At 61.3% G+C, this 15,945-nt stretch carries 14 protein-coding genes; 12 read left to right on the top strand and 2 right to left on the bottom strand.

Translation table 11 applies throughout. The features are described from left to right. Window positions 1–22 precede the first annotated feature (22 nt). From JKA62_RS02690 to JKA62_RS02655, 8 genes are all read left to right on the top strand, one after another. A complete protein-coding gene (locus tag JKA62_RS02690) occupies window positions 23–1,450 on the top strand; it encodes an ATP-binding protein (protein WP_201816532.1) in 1,428 nt (475 codons plus the stop codon). Window positions 1,451–1,554: 104 nt separating this feature from the next. Next, entirely contained in the window at window positions 1,555–2,814 is a 1,260-nt protein-coding gene (locus JKA62_RS02685) for a D-mannose isomerase (protein WP_201816202.1), read from the top strand. A gap of 118 nt (window positions 2,815–2,932) precedes the next feature. Then, window positions 2,933–4,234 (top strand): ABC transporter substrate-binding protein, encoded by a 1,302-nt coding sequence (locus JKA62_RS02680; protein ID WP_007951167.1) that lies wholly within the window; start codon window positions 2,933–2,935, stop codon window positions 4,232–4,234. 93 nt (window positions 4,235–4,327) lie between these two features. Next, window positions 4,328–5,236, top strand: coding sequence for a carbohydrate ABC transporter permease (locus JKA62_RS02675; protein WP_011335609.1), 909 nt, complete (start codon window positions 4,328–4,330; stop codon window positions 5,234–5,236). Next, window positions 5,229–6,074: a carbohydrate ABC transporter permease gene (locus tag JKA62_RS02670; protein ID WP_007951164.1), complete on the top strand. Its 846-nt coding sequence runs from the start codon at window positions 5,229–5,231 to the stop codon at window positions 6,072–6,074. Before JKA62_RS02675 ends, JKA62_RS02670 begins: the two co-directional genes overlap by 8 nt. 2 nt (window positions 6,075–6,076) lie before the next feature. Beyond that, window positions 6,077–7,237 carry an ABC transporter ATP-binding protein gene (locus JKA62_RS02665; RefSeq protein WP_201816199.1) on the top strand — a complete coding sequence of 387 codons (1,161 nt, stop codon included), beginning with the start codon at window positions 6,077–6,079 and terminating at the stop codon, window positions 7,235–7,237. 132 nt (window positions 7,238–7,369) lie between these two features. After that, window positions 7,370–8,716 carry a carbohydrate porin gene (locus tag JKA62_RS02660; protein ID WP_201816196.1) on the top strand — a complete coding sequence of 449 codons (1,347 nt, stop codon included), beginning with the start codon at window positions 7,370–7,372 and terminating at the stop codon, window positions 8,714–8,716. Window positions 8,717–8,832: 116 nt separating this feature from the next. Beyond that, window positions 8,833–9,687, top strand: a complete 855-nt coding sequence (locus tag JKA62_RS02655) for a D-hexose-6-phosphate mutarotase (RefSeq protein WP_201816194.1) — start codon at window positions 8,833–8,835, stop codon at window positions 9,685–9,687. 248 nt (window positions 9,688–9,935) lie between these two features. Here the strand turns inward: JKA62_RS02655 and JKA62_RS02650 are convergent, their stop codons facing one another. Then, a complete protein-coding gene (locus JKA62_RS02650) occupies window positions 9,936–10,796 on the bottom strand; it encodes a MurR/RpiR family transcriptional regulator (RefSeq protein WP_169842436.1) in 861 nt (286 codons plus the stop codon). A gap of 226 nt (window positions 10,797–11,022) precedes the next feature. Here JKA62_RS02650 and zwf point away from each other — a divergent pair, with 226 nt between their 5' ends. From zwf to JKA62_RS02630, 4 genes are all read left to right on the top strand, one after another. Next, window positions 11,023–12,489, top strand: a complete 1,467-nt coding sequence (gene zwf, locus JKA62_RS02645; protein ID WP_201816191.1) for a glucose-6-phosphate dehydrogenase — start codon at window positions 11,023–11,025, stop codon at window positions 12,487–12,489. Beyond that, on the top strand, window positions 12,476–13,189 hold the full coding sequence (gene pgl / locus JKA62_RS02640) for a 6-phosphogluconolactonase (protein ID WP_201816176.1): 714 nt from the start codon (window positions 12,476–12,478) through the stop codon (window positions 13,187–13,189). Before zwf ends, pgl begins: the two co-directional genes overlap by 14 nt. Before the next feature lie 17 nt (window positions 13,190–13,206). After that, window positions 13,207–13,872: a bifunctional 4-hydroxy-2-oxoglutarate aldolase/2-dehydro-3-deoxy-phosphogluconate aldolase gene (locus JKA62_RS02635; protein WP_064383724.1), complete on the top strand. Its 666-nt coding sequence runs from the start codon at window positions 13,207–13,209 to the stop codon at window positions 13,870–13,872. Window positions 13,873–14,039: 167 nt separating this feature from the next. After that, window positions 14,040–14,756 carry an intradiol ring-cleavage dioxygenase gene (locus JKA62_RS02630; protein WP_201816161.1) on the top strand — a complete coding sequence of 239 codons (717 nt, stop codon included), beginning with the start codon at window positions 14,040–14,042 and terminating at the stop codon, window positions 14,754–14,756. Here JKA62_RS02630 and JKA62_RS02625 read toward each other — a convergent pair. Beyond that, window positions 14,753–15,934 (bottom strand): aminotransferase class V-fold PLP-dependent enzyme, encoded by a 1,182-nt coding sequence (locus JKA62_RS02625; RefSeq protein ID WP_201816159.1) that lies wholly within the window; start codon window positions 15,932–15,934, stop codon window positions 14,753–14,755. The two genes, JKA62_RS02630 and JKA62_RS02625, sit on opposite strands and share 4 nt — an antisense overlap. Between the last annotated feature and the right edge of the window lie 11 nt (window positions 15,935–15,945).

Below are 15,945 nucleotides of genomic sequence, written 5' to 3'. Positions count from 1 at the left end.
CACCACCGCGCGCAAAGTGCCGATGCCGCGTTCGCTGCTCGGGCGGATGCTGCTGCTGACGTTGCTCGCGGTGTTGTTCGCCCAGACGCTGTCCAGCGTGATCTGGGTGTCCCAATTGCGCGCGACCCAGCTCGAAGGCCTGGTCACCAGCGCCCGCAGCCTCGCCCATTCGATGACCGCCAGCGTCAGTTATTTCCGCTCGTTGCCGGTGGCTTATCGGCCGCTGGTGCTCGACCAATTGCGCAGCATGGGCGGCACGCGTTTTGTGGTGACACTGAATGACAAACCGCTGGGCATGGAGGTGTTGCCGGTGACGCCGCGCAAGGCCGCGGTGCTGAAAGCGGTGGATGAAGTGCTGCGCCAGTCGCTGGGCCAGGACACCGACATTCTGGTGACCTTCGTCAGCCCCGATGACTTACGGATCTTCAACGCCGGGTTGAAACTTGATGAGTTGCCGCGTTCGTGGGCGCATTACGCGTTGACCCTGGAACCGGTGAATCCACCGGTGCTGGTGACCCAGATTCAATTGGCGCCGGGTGAATGGCTGTACATCGCCTCGCTGCTGCCCGAACCCTACACCAGTCTTGAAGAACAGGGTCTGCCGACCCAGCAAGTGTGGTTCATCGTCTTCACCAGTGGTTTTCTGTTGTTGTTCATCGGTCTGCTGGTGCACTGGCAGAGCCGGCCGCTAAAGCGTCTGGCGCGAGCCGCGCGGGATTTGTCGCTGGGCGCCGACGTCGAGCCGGTGGCCGAGGGCGGCGGCAGTGAAGTGGTCGAAGTGGGCCGCGCCTTCAACACCATGCGCGAACGCATCAGCCGTTACCTGACCGAGCGTAGTCAGTTGTTCAGCGCGATTTCCCATGACTTGCGTACACCGATTACGCGACTGCGCCTTCGGGTCGAACTGCTGGAAGACGAGAAGCTGCAAACCAAGTTCGGCCGCGATCTGGACGAACTGGAGCTGCTGGTCAAAGGCGCGCTGCAATGCGTGAAGGACACCGACATCCACGAAAACATCGAGCCGGTGGATCTCAATCATGTACTCGACTGCCTGGTGGAACCGTATCTGGCGCCCAACGGCAATGGCCGCGTGACCCAGCAGGGGCGGGCGCTGGCGGCGTATCCGGGCAAGCCATTGGCGCTCAAGCGCTGCATCGGCAACCTGATCGACAACGCGTTGAAGTACGGCCAGAACGCGCACCTGCACATCGATGACGACGAAAGCGCATTCGTGCTGCATGTCGACGATGAAGGGCCGGGCGTGCCGGAGCAGCGGCTGGAGCAGGTGTTCGAGCCGCACTTCCGCTTGGCGGGACAGCAGCAGGGTTACGGGCTGGGGTTGGGGATCGCCCGCAACATTGCTCATAGCCATGGGGGGGAGGTGACGTTGCAGAATCTGCGTGAGGGTGGATTACGCGTGACCCTGCAATTGCCGCGTTCGGCGGATTGATCTGATTGTCACCGCTCGGTGACAAAACCCGCCCCCTTCGTTACAAGACCCTCCCGGCCCGTTGTTTAGACTGCCCGCAGTCATAACAACAAAAAAGGCCACCCATGGATCACTTCAATCCGGGCTTCAGCAGTTGGCTGAACGCCCCTGCCCACCAGCAATGGCTCGCCGATGAAGGCCTGCGCCTGCTGGCGTTCGCCAAGGCTTCACGGTTGCCCGAGGGCTTTGGCAATCTCGATGAGCGCGGCCAGCTTCAGGCCGGCGCGCAAGCCGAAACCATGAACACCGCGCGCATGACCCACAGCTTCGCCATGGCCCACATTCAGGGCCTGCCGGGATTCGCCGAGCTGGTCGATCACGGCATTGCGGCCCTGCGCGGCCCGTTGCGTGATGCGCTGCACGGTGGCTGGTTCGCCGTCGCCGAACACCGTGATGGCAACACCGGCAAGAACGCCTATCTGCATGCTTTCGTCGCGCTCGCGGCCAGTTCCGCTGTGGTCGCCCAGCGTCCCGGCGCGCAGGCGTTGCTGGATGACGCCATCGACATCATCGACACGTATTTCTGGAGCGAAGAAGAGGGCGCCATGCGCGAGTTCTTCAATCGCGACTGGCGCGAAGAGGAAGCCTATCGCGGCGCCAACAGCAACATGCACGCCACCGAAGCGTTCCTCGCTTTGGCCGATGTCACCGACGACCCGCGCTGGCTGGTGCGTGCGCAGCGCATCGTCGAGCGGGTGATTCACGGGCACGCCGCTGCCAACGATTACCTGGTGATCGAGCATTTCGACCGCAACTGGCAGCCGCTGCGCGACTACAACCATGACAATCCCGCCGACGGTTTCCGTCCCTACGGCACCACGCCGGGGCACGGTTTCGAGTGGGCGCGGCTGTTGCTGCACCTCGAAGCCGCGCGGGTCCAGGCTGGCATGCTCACCCCCGGCTGGCTGGCCACCGACGCGCAAAAGCTGTTCGAACAAAACTGCCGCCATGGCTGGGACGTCGACGGTGCGCCGGGCATCGTTTATACCCTCGACTGGAACAACAAAGCCGTGGTGCGCCATCGCCTGCACTGGACCCACGCCGAGGCCAGCGCTGCCGCCAGTGCCTTGCTCAAACGCACCGGCGATGCGCAGTACGAAACCTGGTATCGCCTGTTCTGGGAATTTTGCGAAACGTATTTCATCGACCGCTGCGACGGCAGCTGGCATCACGAACTTGACCCGCAAAACCGCCCGAGCGCCGATATCTGGGCGGGCAAACCGGATCTGTACCACGCCTGGCAGGCCGTGCTGATTCCGCGTCTGCCGCTGGCGCCGAGCATGGCCAGTGCTCTGGCACACCTGTCTCGAAGCGTTCCTGTGTAACCATGTGGTGACATTCGCGCGTCCCTTCGTTACCTGCGGGGGGAAACGCTCTGTTTAAACTCGTGTGCAGCGCAAGCACCAGACTTGCATGCATAACAACAAGAAAGGTACATCTCAGATGAATGCGATTTCTCGCCTCGCTACTGTCATTTCTGTCGCCTCCCTGTTCCCGCTCGCTGTGCTGCCCCTGAGTGTTTCCGCTGCCGAATCCAAAGGTTCGGTGGAAGTCGTGCATTGGTGGACGTCCGGTGGCGAAAAAGCTGCCGTCGATGTGCTCAAGGCACAAGTCGAGAAAGACGGTTTCACCTGGAAAGACGGCGCTGTCGCCGGCGGTGGCGGTGCGACTGCCATGACCGTGCTGAAAAGCCGCGCGGTAGCCGGCAACCCGCCGGGCGTTGCCCAGATCAAAGGCCCGGACATCCAGGAATGGGCGTCGACCGGTCTGCTCGACACTGACGTCCTGAAAGACGTTTCCAAGTCCGAGAAGTGGGACAGCCTGCTCGACAAGAAAGTCTCCGACACCGTGAAGTTCGAAGGTGATTACGTAGCCGTACCGGTGAACATTCACCGCGTGAACTGGCTGTGGATCAACCCGGAAGTCTTCAAGAAAGCCGGTATCGAAAAAGCCCCGACCACCCTCGAAGAATTCTACGCCGCCGGCGACAAGCTGAAAGCGGCGGGCTTCATTCCGCTGGCCCACGGCGGTCAGCCATGGCAGGACAGCACCGTGTTCGAAGCGGTCGTGCTGTCGGTGATGGGTGTTGATGGTTACAAGAAAGCCCTGGTCGACCTGGACAACGCTGCCCTGACCGGCCCGGAAATGGTCAAGGCCCTGACCGAGCTGAAGAAAGTCGCGACCTACATGGACCAGGACGGCAAAGGCCAGGACTGGAACCTGGAAGCGGCCAAGGTCATCAACGGCAAGGCCGGCATGCAGATCATGGGTGACTGGGCCAAGTCCGAATGGACCGCCGCCAAGAAAGTCGCCGGCAAGGACTACGAGTGCGTAGCGTTCCCGGGCACCGACAAGGCGTTCACCTACAACATCGACTCCCTGGCCGTGTTCAAGCAGAAGGACGCGGGCACCGCGGCCGGTCAGCAGGACATCGCCAAAGTCGTGCTGGGTGAAAACTTCCAGAAAGTCTTCAGCATCAACAAGGGCTCGATCCCGGTGCGTAACGACATGCTCGCCGACATGGGCAAGTACGGTTTCGACTCCTGCGCGCAGACCGCTGCCAAAGACTTCCTGGCAGACGCCAAGAACGGTGGCTTGCAGCCAAGCATGGCGCACAACATGGCGACCACGCTGGCCGTGCAGGGTGCGTTCTTTGATGTCGTGACCAACTACATCAACGACCCGAAAGCCGACCCGGCCGACGCTGCGAAGAAACTCGGCACCGCCATCAAGGCTGCCAAGTAACGTCAGCGTAGAGCAGCTGCAAGCTTCAGGTCGCGCATCGGCCTGAAGCCTGCAGTTTGCAGCGGTCCTTCATTTTCTTTACTGGATCTTCCCATGAGTTCTGTTGCTGTGTTCAGCAAGGCCTCGCCGTTCGACGCATTGCAGCGCTGGCTACCGAAACTGGTGCTGGCGCCGAGCATGTTCATCGTTCTGGTGGGCTTCTATGGCTATATCCTCTGGACGTTTGTCCTGTCGTTCACCACGTCGACCTTCCTGCCGAACTACAAATGGGCAGGCCTGGCGCAATACGAGCGCCTGTTCGACAACGACCGCTGGTGGGTGGCGAGCAAGAACCTGGCCGTGTTCGGCGGCATGTTCATCGGTATCACCCTGGTGATCGGCGTATTGCTGGCAGTGTTCCTCGACCAGCGGATCCGTCGCGAGGGCTTTATCCGCACCATTTACCTGTACCCGATGGCGCTCTCGATGATCGTCACCGGTACCGCGTGGAAATGGCTGCTCAACCCGGGCATGGGCCTGGACAAATTGCTGCGGGACTGGGGCTGGGAAGGCTTCCGTCTCGACTGGCTGATCGACCCGGATCGCGTGGTGTATTGCCTGGTGATCGCGGCGGTCTGGCAAGCTTCGGGCTTTATCATGGCGATGTTCCTCGCCGGTCTGCGTGGCGTTGATCAGTCGATCATCCGTGCCGCCCAGATCGACGGCGCGAGCATGCCGCGCATCTACTGGAAAGTGGTGCTGCCAAGCCTGCGTCCGGTGTTCTTCAGTGCGGTGATGATCCTGGCGCACATCGCGATCAAGAGCTTCGACCTGGTAGCGGCCATGACGGCCGGCGGCCCGGGTTATTCCTCCGATTTGCCGGCGATGTTCATGTACTCGTTCACCTTCAGCCGTGGACAAATGGGCATGGGTTCGGCCAGTGCAATCCTGATGCTCGGTGCGATCCTCGCGATCATCGTGCCTTACCTGTACTCCGAGCTGAGGACCAAGCGTCATGACTAGTCTCGCTTCGAAACCCGCCATCAGCCTGAGTCGCATCGCGATCTACGCGGTGCTGATCCTCGCGGTCCTGCTGTATCTGGTACCGCTGGTGGTCATGCTGCTGACCAGCTTCAAGACCCCGGAAGACATCTCCACCGGCAACCTGCTGAGCTGGCCGACCGTGGTCAGCGGCATCGGCTGGGTGAAAGCCTGGGCGACCGTTGACGGCTACTTCTGGAACTCGATCAAGATCACCGTTCCGGCCGTGATCATCTCCACCGCCATCGGTGCGTTGAACGGTTACGTACTGTCGTTCTGGCGCTTCCGCGGTTCGCAGCTGTTCTTCGGTCTGCTGTTGTTCGGCTGCTTCCTGCCGTTCCAGACGGTGTTGCTGCCGGCGTCGTTCACCCTCGGCAAGATGGGCCTGGCGAGTACCACCACCGGCCTTGTGTTCATCCATGTGGTCTACGGTCTGGCGTTCACCACGCTGTTCTTCCGTAACTACTACGTGAGCATTCCGGATGCGCTGATCAAGGCGGCGCGCCTCGATGGCGCGGGCTTCTTCACCATCTTCCGCCAGATCATCCTGCCGATGTCGACGCCGATCATCATGGTCTGCCTGATCTGGCAGTTCACCCAGATCTGGAACGACTTCCTGTTCGGCGTGGTGTTCTCCAGCGGTGATTCGCAACCGATCACGGTGGCGCTGAACAACCTGGTCAACACCAGCACCGGGGCCAAGGAATACAACGTGGACATGGCGGCGGCGATGATCGCCGGGCTGCCGACCCTGCTGGTCTATGTGGTCGCAGGCAAGTATTTCGTGCGCGGGCTGACGGCCGGCGCAGTCAAGGGGTAATCATGGCTACGCTCGAACTTCGCAATGTAAACAAGACCTACGGTGCCGGCCTGCCGGACACCCTGAAGAACATCGAACTGTCGATCAAGGACGGTGAGTTCCTGATCCTCGTCGGGCCTTCGGGCTGCGGCAAGTCGACCCTGATGAACTGCATCGCCGGCCTGGAAACCATCACCGGCGGCGCGATCATGATCGGTGACCAGGACGTCAGCGGCATGAGCCCCAAGGATCGCGACATCGCCATGGTGTTCCAGTCCTACGCGCTGTACCCGACCATGAGCGTGCGCGAGAACATCGAGTTCGGTCTGAAGATCCGCAAGATGAGCCAGTCGGCGATCGACGAAGAAGTCGCCCGCGTGGCCAAGCTGTTGCAGATCGAGCACCTGCTCAATCGCAAGCCGGGCCAGCTCTCCGGCGGTCAGCAACAGCGCGTGGCGATGGGCCGTGCGCTGGCGCGTCGACCGAAGATCTACCTGTTTGACGAACCGCTGTCCAACCTCGACGCTAAGCTGCGCGTCGAGATGCGCACCGAAATGAAACTGATGCACCAGCGCCTGAAAACCACCACGGTCTACGTGACCCACGACCAGATCGAAGCGATGACCCTGGGCGACAAAGTGGCGGTGATGAAGGACGGGATCATCCAGCAGTTCGGTACGCCGAAAGAGATCTACAACGACCCGGCCAACCTGTTCGTGGCGAGCTTCATCGGTTCGCCGCCGATGAACTTCATCCCGCTGCGCCTGCAACGCAAGGACGGCCGTCTGGTGGCGCTGCTCGACAGCGGCCAGGCCCGTTGCGAATTGCCGATGGCGATGCAGGACGCCGGTCTCGAAGACCGCGAAGTGATCCTCGGCCTGCGCCCGGAGCAGATTGTCCTGGCCAATGGCGAGGGCAATGGCTTGCCGAGCATCAAGGCTGAAGTGCAGGTCACCGAGCCGACCGGTCCGGACACCCTGGTGTTCGTCAACCTCAACGACACCAAGGTCTGCTGCCGTCTGGCGCCGGATGTGGCGCCGCAGGTGGGTGAGACCCTGACCCTGCAATTCGATCCGTCGAAAGTGCTGCTGTTCGATGCCAAGTCCGGCGAGCGCCTGGGGGGTGCGGGCCTGCCGAAAACCGAGTCGCACAGCGCCAACGTGGCCCAGTTCAAGGGTCGCTGATCAACAAATGCGGGAGCGGGCTCGCCCGTTTCCGCAGGGAGCACGCGGTGCGTGGCCTGTCGCGCACCGCATCAGATGTAAACCGCGTTAGATAAGAAGAACAGTTAATAACAATAAAACGAGGATGTAGGGATGAAGAAGAACAACAACGCTCAGCGAATCGGCCAGTTGTCAGCGGTTGCGGCAATGATGCTGGCCGGCAGCGTCCACGCGGCTGACGCGTTCAGCTCCGATTCGGAGTGGATGACCGGGGACTGGGGTGGCGAACGTACCAAGCTGATCGAGCAGGGTATCGACATCAAGATGGACTACGTCGGTGAGGTGGGCGGCAACCTGCACGGCGGCTACAACAACGACAAGACGGCGCGTTACTCCGACCAGTTCGGTCTGGGCGTGGCGCTGGACCTGCAGAAACTGTGGGGCTGGGACAACACTCAGGCCAAGATCCAGCTGACCAACCGTAATGGCGAAAACATTTCCAACGACCGTGTTGGCGATCCGCGTGCTGGCACACTCAGCTCCTCGCAGGAAGTCTACGGTCGTGGCCACATGGTGCGTCTGACCCAGTTGTGGATCAAACACCAGTTCTTCGACAACAAGCTCGACGTCAAGGCCGGTTACTTCGGCGAAGGCGAAGACTTCAACACCTTCCCGTGCGAGTTCCAGAACCTGGCGTTCTGCGGTTCGCAAGTGGGTAACTGGGCGACCAACATCTGGTACAACTGGCCAGTCAGCCAGGCGGCGATTCGCGTCAAGTACAACATCAACGACGAGCTCTACGCGCAGATCGGTGCGTACAACCAGAACCCGTCGCAGCTGGAACACGGCAACGGCTTCAAGTTGAGCGGCAGCGGCACCAAAGGCACCGTGTTGCCAGTGGAACTGGTCTGGTCGCCTAACCCGAACGGCCTGCCGGGCGAATACCGTGTCGGTTACTACAAGAGCACGGCCGATGCCGACGACGTTCGCGAAGACGTCAACGGTTTCGACGCTGCGACCACCGGTGATGCCTACCGTACCCACAGCAGCAAGCACGGTTACTGGTTCGTTGCACAGCAGCAACTCACCAGCCACAACGGTGACAAGAGCCGTGGTCTGAGCATTGCTGCCAACGCTACGTTCCACGACAAGGACACCAACTTCATCGACAACTACCAGTCCGTGATGTTTGTGTACAAAGGCCTGTTCGATGCGCGTCCGAAGGATGACTTCGGTATTGGTGCTGCGCGTATTCACGTCAACGATGACGTGAAGAAAAACGCCGAACTGCTCAACGTCTCCAACGGTGTTTCGGACTACGACAATCCGGTGTTCGCGCCGATTCGTGAAACCGAATACAACTACGAGATCAACTACGGCTTCCATGTGACCAACTGGCTGACCGTACGCCCCAACCTGCAATACATCACTCATCCTGGCGGTGTGGATGAAGTGGATAACGCTTTGGTCGCTGGCCTGAAAATTCAGTCTACGTTCTGACGCGTCTGCGATAAGCTCCTCTCTATGTGCGCATATTTGCGGACAGCCAAGGCTGTCCGCTTTTTTTTGGACAGGGGTGTCGCAGCCCATGAAAGTTGAATCTGGAACCGTGGCCCATGCATGAGCATCCGCTGCAACGCTTCTTCAAATCCCTGCGCGAACGACCGGTGTTCGCCTGGGAGCGCTATCAGATGCGCGATGTGCTGGTGATCGATCATCCGCTGTGTCAGGCGGTGTTCAGTCGTCAGGGCGCGCAGTTGCTGCACTTTCAGCCGCGCGGGCAAAAACCGTGGCTGTGGTGCGCGGCGAAGTGGCCGCATGTCGGCGCGATTCGCGGCGGCGTGCCGGTTTGCTGGCCGTGGTATGGCCGTCACCCGAGCGAAAACGCGTGGCCGTCCCATGGCTGGGCGCGATTGCTCGACTGGAAACTGCTCGACAGCAGCACCAGCGATGATGGCGTGCGCCTGCATTGGCAATTGCAACTGTGCGACTGGCAGGTGGATCTGCACGCGCACCTGGGCGAACGCATGGAATTGCGCCTGAGCACCGAGCATCAGGACGACATGCCGTGCCAGTTGAGCCAGGCTTTGCACGCGTACTGGCGTATTGGCGACGTGAGTGAGATAGCGCTGTCTGGGCTCGAGGGCGCGCAGGGATACGACCAGTTGAACCGTGAGGTTTGCCAGCAGGAAGGTGAGTTGCGGGTCGATGGTGGCTGTCAGCGGGTGTTCCAGCACGACGGCGAACTGCAGCTCAAGGATCACGCCTGGCAGCGCGAGTTGTGCATCGATACCGGTGACAGCGCGGACACGGTGGTGTGGCATCCGGGGGCGCGGCCGCTGTTGGGCGTGAGCTGGGATGAGATCTCGGAGTTTGTCTGTGTTGAAGCGGCGGCGGGTGGCACCGACAGCCTGCATCTGGCGCCGGGGGAGAAGGCGCATTTGAGTTTGCAGGCTTGGGCTGGGGTTTGAGTGTGTCAGTTAGACCGCTGCCCTCACCCTAACCCTCTCCCGGGGGGAGAGGGGACTGACCGAGTTGGATTGGCTATGTACATCGACCTGCGACTGCGGCGGTGATCTTGGCTTGGCCAAGCCAGAGGTCGCGGTGACCGGAATCCATAATCAACTCGGTCGTTCAGGTCGATGTCTAGCGCAAGACACCTCGGTCGGCCCCCTCTCCCTCCGGGAGAGGGCTGGGGTGAGGGGCTTTTGATCTCTAGTTAGTTGAACTCGTCACCCACCGGATACCGGCTCGCATTCAAGCTCTCTTTGATCTTGCGCAGATGCGGCTGGAAATCCACCCCGCGACGCAACGTCATCCCCGTCGCCAGCACATCCAGCACGGTCAACTGAATGATCCGCGAAGTCATCGGCATATAGATGTCAGTGTCTTCCGGCAGCGGAATATTCAGGCTCAGCGTACTGGCCTTGGCCAGCGGCGAATTCTCTGCCGTCAGGCCGAGCACCGAAGCGCCGTTCTCGCGGGCGATGCGCGCCACTTCCACCAGCTCGCGGGTGCGCCCGGTGTAGGAAATGATCACGAACAGCTCGCCGGTGTGCGCCACCGAGGCAATCATCCGTTGCATCAGCACATCGGCGTGGGCGGTGACCGCCAGGTTGAAGCGGAAGAACTTGTGCTGTGCATCCAAAGCCACCGGAGCCGAAGCACCGAGGCCGAAGAAGTGGATCTGCCGGGCCTGGATCAACAGGTCGACGGCGCGGCTGATCAGGTTCGGGTCCAGCGCCTGGCAGGCGCTGTCCAAAGACGCGATCGCACTGCCGAAAATCTTCTGCGTGTAAGCCTCGGGATTGTCGTCGGCTTCTACTGCACGGCTGACATACGCCGCGCCGCTGGCCAGACTCTGGGCCAGTTGCAGCTTGAGTTCGGGGTAGCCGCTGACACCGAACGAACGGCAGAAACGGTTGACCGTCGGTTCACTGACCGACGCCGCCTGGGCGAGGGCGGCGATGCTGAAGCGGGTGGCCTGCTGTGGGTTGAGCAGGATCACTTCGGCGACTTTGCGTTCGGCCTTGTTCAGCTCTTCAAGGCGACTCTGGATCTGTTCCAGTAAATTTCGCACGCGGTCCATAAGAATTCCTAGATTCACCGGCGCCGATAAGCGCGCGGCTATGCAAATTGGGCCTTTGATGTGGCCCGTGACGGTGGCCTATCCTACTGATGGCTCCGACCGACCACCACTCGGAATCTGTATTTTGCGAAAATGTTGTGGTTATTACTACATTTTCCCTTGAGTGATGCCTTGAAAAAAGGTATTTGTAGCTTAACTTGATAAAAGAACAAACATCATGCCTTCGATTACGGTTGAACCGTGCACCTTCGCCTTGTTCGGCGCCTTGGGCGATCTGGCCCTGCGCAAGCTGTTTCCTGCCCTTTATCACCTGGATGGCGCCGGCCTGCTGCACGAGGATACGCGCATTATCGCACTGGCCCGTGAGGCGGGCACCGAGCAGCAGCACCTGGCGTTCATCGCCGCCGAGCTGCGCCGTTACGTGGGCAAGGAACTGGACGAGGCCGTGGCCGAGCGCTTTCTGGCGCGCCTGACCTACCTGCACGTCGACTTCCTCAAGGCTGAAGATTACATGGCGCTGGCCGAACTGGCCGGCAGCACGCAACGCATAATTGCCTACTTCGCCACCCCGGCGGCGGTGTACGGCGCGATCTGCGAGAACCTGGCGAACGTCGGTCTGGCGGAAAACACCCGCGTGGTACTGGAAAAACCGATCGGCTCCGACCTCGAATCCTCGCGCAAGGTCAACGACGCCGTGGCGCAGTTCTTCCCGGAGAACCGCACCTACCGCATCGACCACTACCTGGGCAAAGAAACCGTTCAGAACCTGATCGCCCTGCGTTTCGCCAACAGTCTGTTCGAAACCCAGTGGAACCAGAACTACATCTCCCACGTGGAAATTACCGTGGCCGAGAAGGTCGGTATCGAAGGCCGCTGGGGGTACTTCGACAAGGCCGGCCAGCTGCGGGACATGATCCAGAACCACCTGCTGCAACTGCTCTGCCTGATCGCCATGGACCCGCCGGCCGACCTGTCCGCCGACAGCATCCGCGACGAGAAGGTCAAGGTGCTCAAGGCCTTGGCGCCGATCAGTCCGGAAGGCCTGACCACGCAAGTGGTGCGCGGCCAGTACATCGCCGGGCACAGCGAAGGCAAGTCCGTGCCGGGCTACCTCGAAGAGCCGAATTCCAACGCCCAGAGCGACACCGAAACCTTTGTCGCCCTGCGTGCCGACATCCGCAACTGGCGCTGGGCCGGGGTGCCGTTCTACCTGCGTACCGGCAAGCGTATGCCGCAGAAACTGTCGCAGATCGTCATCCACTTCAAGGAACCGTCGCACTACATCTTCGCCCCCGAGCAGCGCCTGCAGATCAGCAACAAACTGATCATCCGCCTGCAACCGGACGAAGGTATTTCCTTGCGCGTGATGACCAAGGAGCAAGGCCTGGACAAGGGCATGCAACTGCGCAGCGGTCCGCTGCAACTGAATTTTTCCGACACCTGGCGCAGCGCCCGGATCCCCGATGCCTACGAGCGGTTGTTGCTGGAAGTGATGAACGGCAATCAGAACCTGTTTGTCCGTAAAGATGAAATCGAAGCCGCGTGGAAATGGTGTGACCAGCTGATCGCCGGGTGGAAAAAGTCCGGTGACGCGCCCAAGCCGTATGCGGCCGGGTCGTGGGGGCCGATGAGCTCCATTGCATTGATCACGCGGGACGGGAGGTCGTGGTATGGCGATATCTGATGTGAAACTGCCCGAGGGCGTGAATGCCCATGAATTCAAGAGCCCGGTGCTGCTCGCCGAAGGCCTGGCGCTGAATGTCGCCAAGCAATTGAGCGAAGCGTTGGCGGCACGCGGCAACGCCGTGCTGGTGGTGTCCGGCGGCCGTAGTCCGGTGGCGTTTTTCCAGCACCTGGCCAAGCAGGAACTGGACTGGTCGAAGGTCGTCGTGACCCTCGCCGACGAACGCTGGGTGCCGGTCGAACACGCCGACAGCAACGCCGGTCTGCTCAAGCAGTATCTGCTCAAGGGCCCGGCGGCCAAGGCGCAGTTCCTCAGCCTCTACAGCACGGCGGCCAATGTCGAGCAGGCTGCGGAGCAGGCCGATCGTTTGCTCGCCGAGTTGCCGCCCATCGACGTGCTGGTGTTGGGCATGGGCGATGACGGTCACACCGCCTCGTTGTTCCCGGACAGCCCGAACCTGGCCGAAGCCCTGCAAGCCGACGGCACCCGTCGCTGCTGGCCGATGCTCGCGCCGAGTGTGCCGCGTCAACGCCTGACCATGAGCCGTGCACTGCTGGCGTCGGCGAGGCACAAGATTCTGTCGATTTCCGGTCAGTCGAAACTGACCACCCTGAATGCCGCACTGGCATCCAACGACGTCGCCGCCATGCCGGTTCGCGCGTTTCTGCAACCTACGTTAGAGATTTACTGGTGCCCATGAGCCAAGGAACAGCCGCTATGAAAACCCCATCCCCGACCGTTTCCATGGCGGACAAAGTTGCCCTGATCGACAGCCTCTGCGCCAAGGCGCGGATCCTGCCGGTGATCACCATCGCCCGCGAACAGGACGTGCTGCCGCTGGCCGACGCCCTGGCCGCCGGCGGTCTGACCGCGCTGGAAGTGACCCTGCGTTCGCAGTTCGGCCTCAAGGCGATCCAGATCCTGCGCGAACAGCGCCCGGAGCTGGTGACCGGTGCCGGCACCGTGCTCGACCGCAATATGCTGGCCGCGGCTGAAGCTGCCGGTTCGCAGTTCATCGTCACCCCGGGCATCACCCGTGACCTGCTGGAAGCCAGCGTCGAGAGCCCGATCCCGCTGCTGCCGGGCATCAGCAATGCCTCCGGCATCATGGAAGGCTATGGCCTGGGTTATCGCCGCTTCAAACTGTTCCCGGCGGAAGTGAGCGGCGGCGTGGCGGCCATCAAGGCCCTCGGCGGCCCGTTCGGCGAAGTGAAATTCTGCCCGACTGGCGGCGTCGGCCCTGCCAACATCAAGAGCTATATGGCGCTGAAAAACGTCATGTGCGTGGGCGGTAGCTGGATGCTCGATCCTGAGTGGATCAAGAACGGCGACTGGGCCCGCATTCAGGAATGCACTGCCGAGGCTCTGGCGCTGCTGGACTGATCTTCAACTGACACTTCGTTGTGTGTTCTACGGCTTTACGGTGCGCTTGGTCGGTGCACCGTTTTTTTTTGCCCGAAAACCTTCGTTATCTCGAGATACATAGTTACCGCACCTGGCTGCGCGTGTGGCGTTAACCTGCGTTCATCTTATGGAAGAGAGAGCGCGTCATGGATCACCAGCCTTCAGCTCCAACGGTTTATCAACTGGCCCCCGAGCAAGTCGCCGGGCCATATTTCCGCAATCCCAAGCTGCTGCGTCGCAACATCAGCGAAGGCGCCGAAGGCCTGCCGTTGCTGCTGCGCCTGACCATCGTCGATGCCATGACCGCCGAGCCGGTCAGCGGTGCGCTGGTGGATATCTGGCACTGCAACGCACGCGGCGCCTATTCCGGCTGGAGCCGGGTGAACCCGGATCTGGAAGTCGACGTTGAGGATATCGGCTCGATCCCGCGAACCGACGACGACACTTATTTGCGCGGCGGTCAGTTCAGCGACCACAAGGGCAGGGTGCGCTTCACCACGATCTATCCGGGTTTCTACGCCGGTCGCACCCTGCATGTTCACGTGGCGGTGCGCATCGTCGCCGGCAACGAATACCTGGAGGAGCGCAATGTGGCCTGGGTCGGGCAGCTGTATTTTCCGGAGGTGGTTTCCCGCGGCGTGCTCAATGCCAAGGCCTACCGCGGGCGCAGTTCGCTGCCGGTGTGCAACAACGACGATGCCTACTACGCCAACATGGGCGGCGAAGAGTCGACCCTGACGGTGTGGCCGATCGGTCGTGATTCACACGAGGACGGGTACTTCGGCCACCTCACGATCGGCATCGACACCTTTGCGGTGTCGTCGCAGATCAAGCCCGAGGACTTCGACAAGTACACGGTTTAACGCAGTTCATTCAACGCCAGAACCAGCTGCTGAATCTCCGCCGCCGTCGTGGTCAGCGACGGCGTGACACGGATGCACGGCCCGCAGGCAGCGCCGTTGCGCACGACAGTGAACAGGTTGTAGTCGTTGAGCAGGCGTTCGACCATCGCCTGCTGGTCGGCATGCCGGGTAAAACGCATCGAGGTGATGCCGCAATACAGGCGAGGATCGTCCGGGGTCATGACTTCAATGCCCGGCAGGTTGCGTACGGCACTCACCCAAAGGTTGCGCAGGTAGTTCACCCGCGCGCCCTTGGCGGCCGCGCCACCCAGTGAGCGGTGTTCCTCGAACACCAAAGGCAGGGTCATCAGTGCCGGAATGTTCGGCGTGCTGTAGGGCGTGCGTGAGCGGATATCGCCCGCCGAAAAATGCATCTCGCCCATGTCCGGGTCGATGTCGGCCAGGCGCTGTGGAGCTATGTAGAGAAAACCGAGAGTCAGCGGCGAGCCGATCCACTTGTGCAGGTTGTACCCGGCGAAGGCGATCCCCAGCGCTTCGAGATCGAACTCGATCTGGCCAAGGGCATGGGCACCATCAAGGATGATATCGACCCCATGTTCCTTGGCCAGCGCGGCAATGGCCTGCACCGGCATCACCAGCCCGGTACGGTGAGTGACGTGAGTAAGGGCCATCAGCTTGAGCTTTGGATGGCGGATGAAGGCTTCGCGGTACGTGGCCAGCAGGCTGTCGAAGCTGGCGGGGTGGGCGTGCTCGATCTCGATCACCTCGACCCCGCGATGCTGTGCCAGCCAGCGCATCGCGCCCTTGACCGTGTCGTACTCCAGATCGCAGATCAGCACCTGGTCGCCAGGTTGCAGGCGGTTATAGTTGCGGATCAGCGATTGCAGGCCGGCAGTGGCGTTGTGGGTGAAGGCCACACTTTGCGCGCGCACGCCGATCAGCTCTGCCAGTTGCGCACGGATGTCGAGGCTGTCGTGCTGCTCGAAACGCTGTCGCACGTAGATCGAGTTGCTGTTGTTGATCAGCTCGATGTTGCGCTGGTACTCCTCGACCACGGTGCGCGACATGCGCCCGAAATAGCCGTTCTCCAGATTCACCGGGCCGGGGTGGCGGTCGTAACGGTCGGCGAAGGTTTGCCAGAAAGCTTCGTCTCGGGCGCGGCGGGTGTTATCGGGCATGGTCGACTCGA

It is taken from the genome of Pseudomonas sp. B7, assembly GCF_016735645.1.
Classification (GTDB): Bacteria; Pseudomonadota; Gammaproteobacteria; order Pseudomonadales; family Pseudomonadaceae; genus Aquipseudomonas; species Aquipseudomonas glycinae.
The sequence above is the reverse complement of the archived record's forward strand: the minus strand, read 5'-3'. Positions and strand labels throughout refer to the sequence as shown.

What these genes read in the sequence shown, in the direction of transcription:
- JKA62_RS02690 (WP_201816532.1), top strand. Translation starts at nt 23, where the DNA reads ATGCCGCGTTCGCTGCTCGGGCGGATGCTGCTGCTGACGTTGCTCGCG.
- JKA62_RS02685 (WP_201816202.1), top strand. Translation starts at nt 1,555, where the DNA reads ATGGATCACTTCAATCCGGGCTTCAGCAGTTGGCTGAACGCCCCTGCC.
- JKA62_RS02680 (WP_007951167.1), top strand. Translation starts at nt 2,933, where the DNA reads ATGAATGCGATTTCTCGCCTCGCTACTGTCATTTCTGTCGCCTCCCTG.
- JKA62_RS02675 (WP_011335609.1), top strand. Translation starts at nt 4,328, where the DNA reads ATGAGTTCTGTTGCTGTGTTCAGCAAGGCCTCGCCGTTCGACGCATTG.
- JKA62_RS02670 (WP_007951164.1), top strand. Translation starts at nt 5,229, where the DNA reads ATGACTAGTCTCGCTTCGAAACCCGCCATCAGCCTGAGTCGCATCGCG.
- JKA62_RS02665 (WP_201816199.1), top strand. Translation starts at nt 6,077, where the DNA reads ATGGCTACGCTCGAACTTCGCAATGTAAACAAGACCTACGGTGCCGGC.
- JKA62_RS02660 (WP_201816196.1), top strand. Translation starts at nt 7,370, where the DNA reads ATGAAGAAGAACAACAACGCTCAGCGAATCGGCCAGTTGTCAGCGGTT.
- JKA62_RS02655 (WP_201816194.1), top strand. Translation starts at nt 8,833, where the DNA reads ATGCATGAGCATCCGCTGCAACGCTTCTTCAAATCCCTGCGCGAACGA.
- zwf (WP_201816191.1), top strand. Translation starts at nt 11,023, where the DNA reads ATGCCTTCGATTACGGTTGAACCGTGCACCTTCGCCTTGTTCGGCGCC.
- pgl (WP_201816176.1), top strand. Translation starts at nt 12,476, where the DNA reads ATGGCGATATCTGATGTGAAACTGCCCGAGGGCGTGAATGCCCATGAA.
- JKA62_RS02635 (WP_064383724.1), top strand. Translation starts at nt 13,207, where the DNA reads ATGAAAACCCCATCCCCGACCGTTTCCATGGCGGACAAAGTTGCCCTG.
- JKA62_RS02630 (WP_201816161.1), top strand. Translation starts at nt 14,040, where the DNA reads ATGGATCACCAGCCTTCAGCTCCAACGGTTTATCAACTGGCCCCCGAG.
- JKA62_RS02625 (WP_201816159.1), bottom strand. Translation starts at nt 15,934, where the DNA reads ATGCCCGATAACACCCGCCGCGCCCGAGACGAAGCTTTCTGGCAAACC.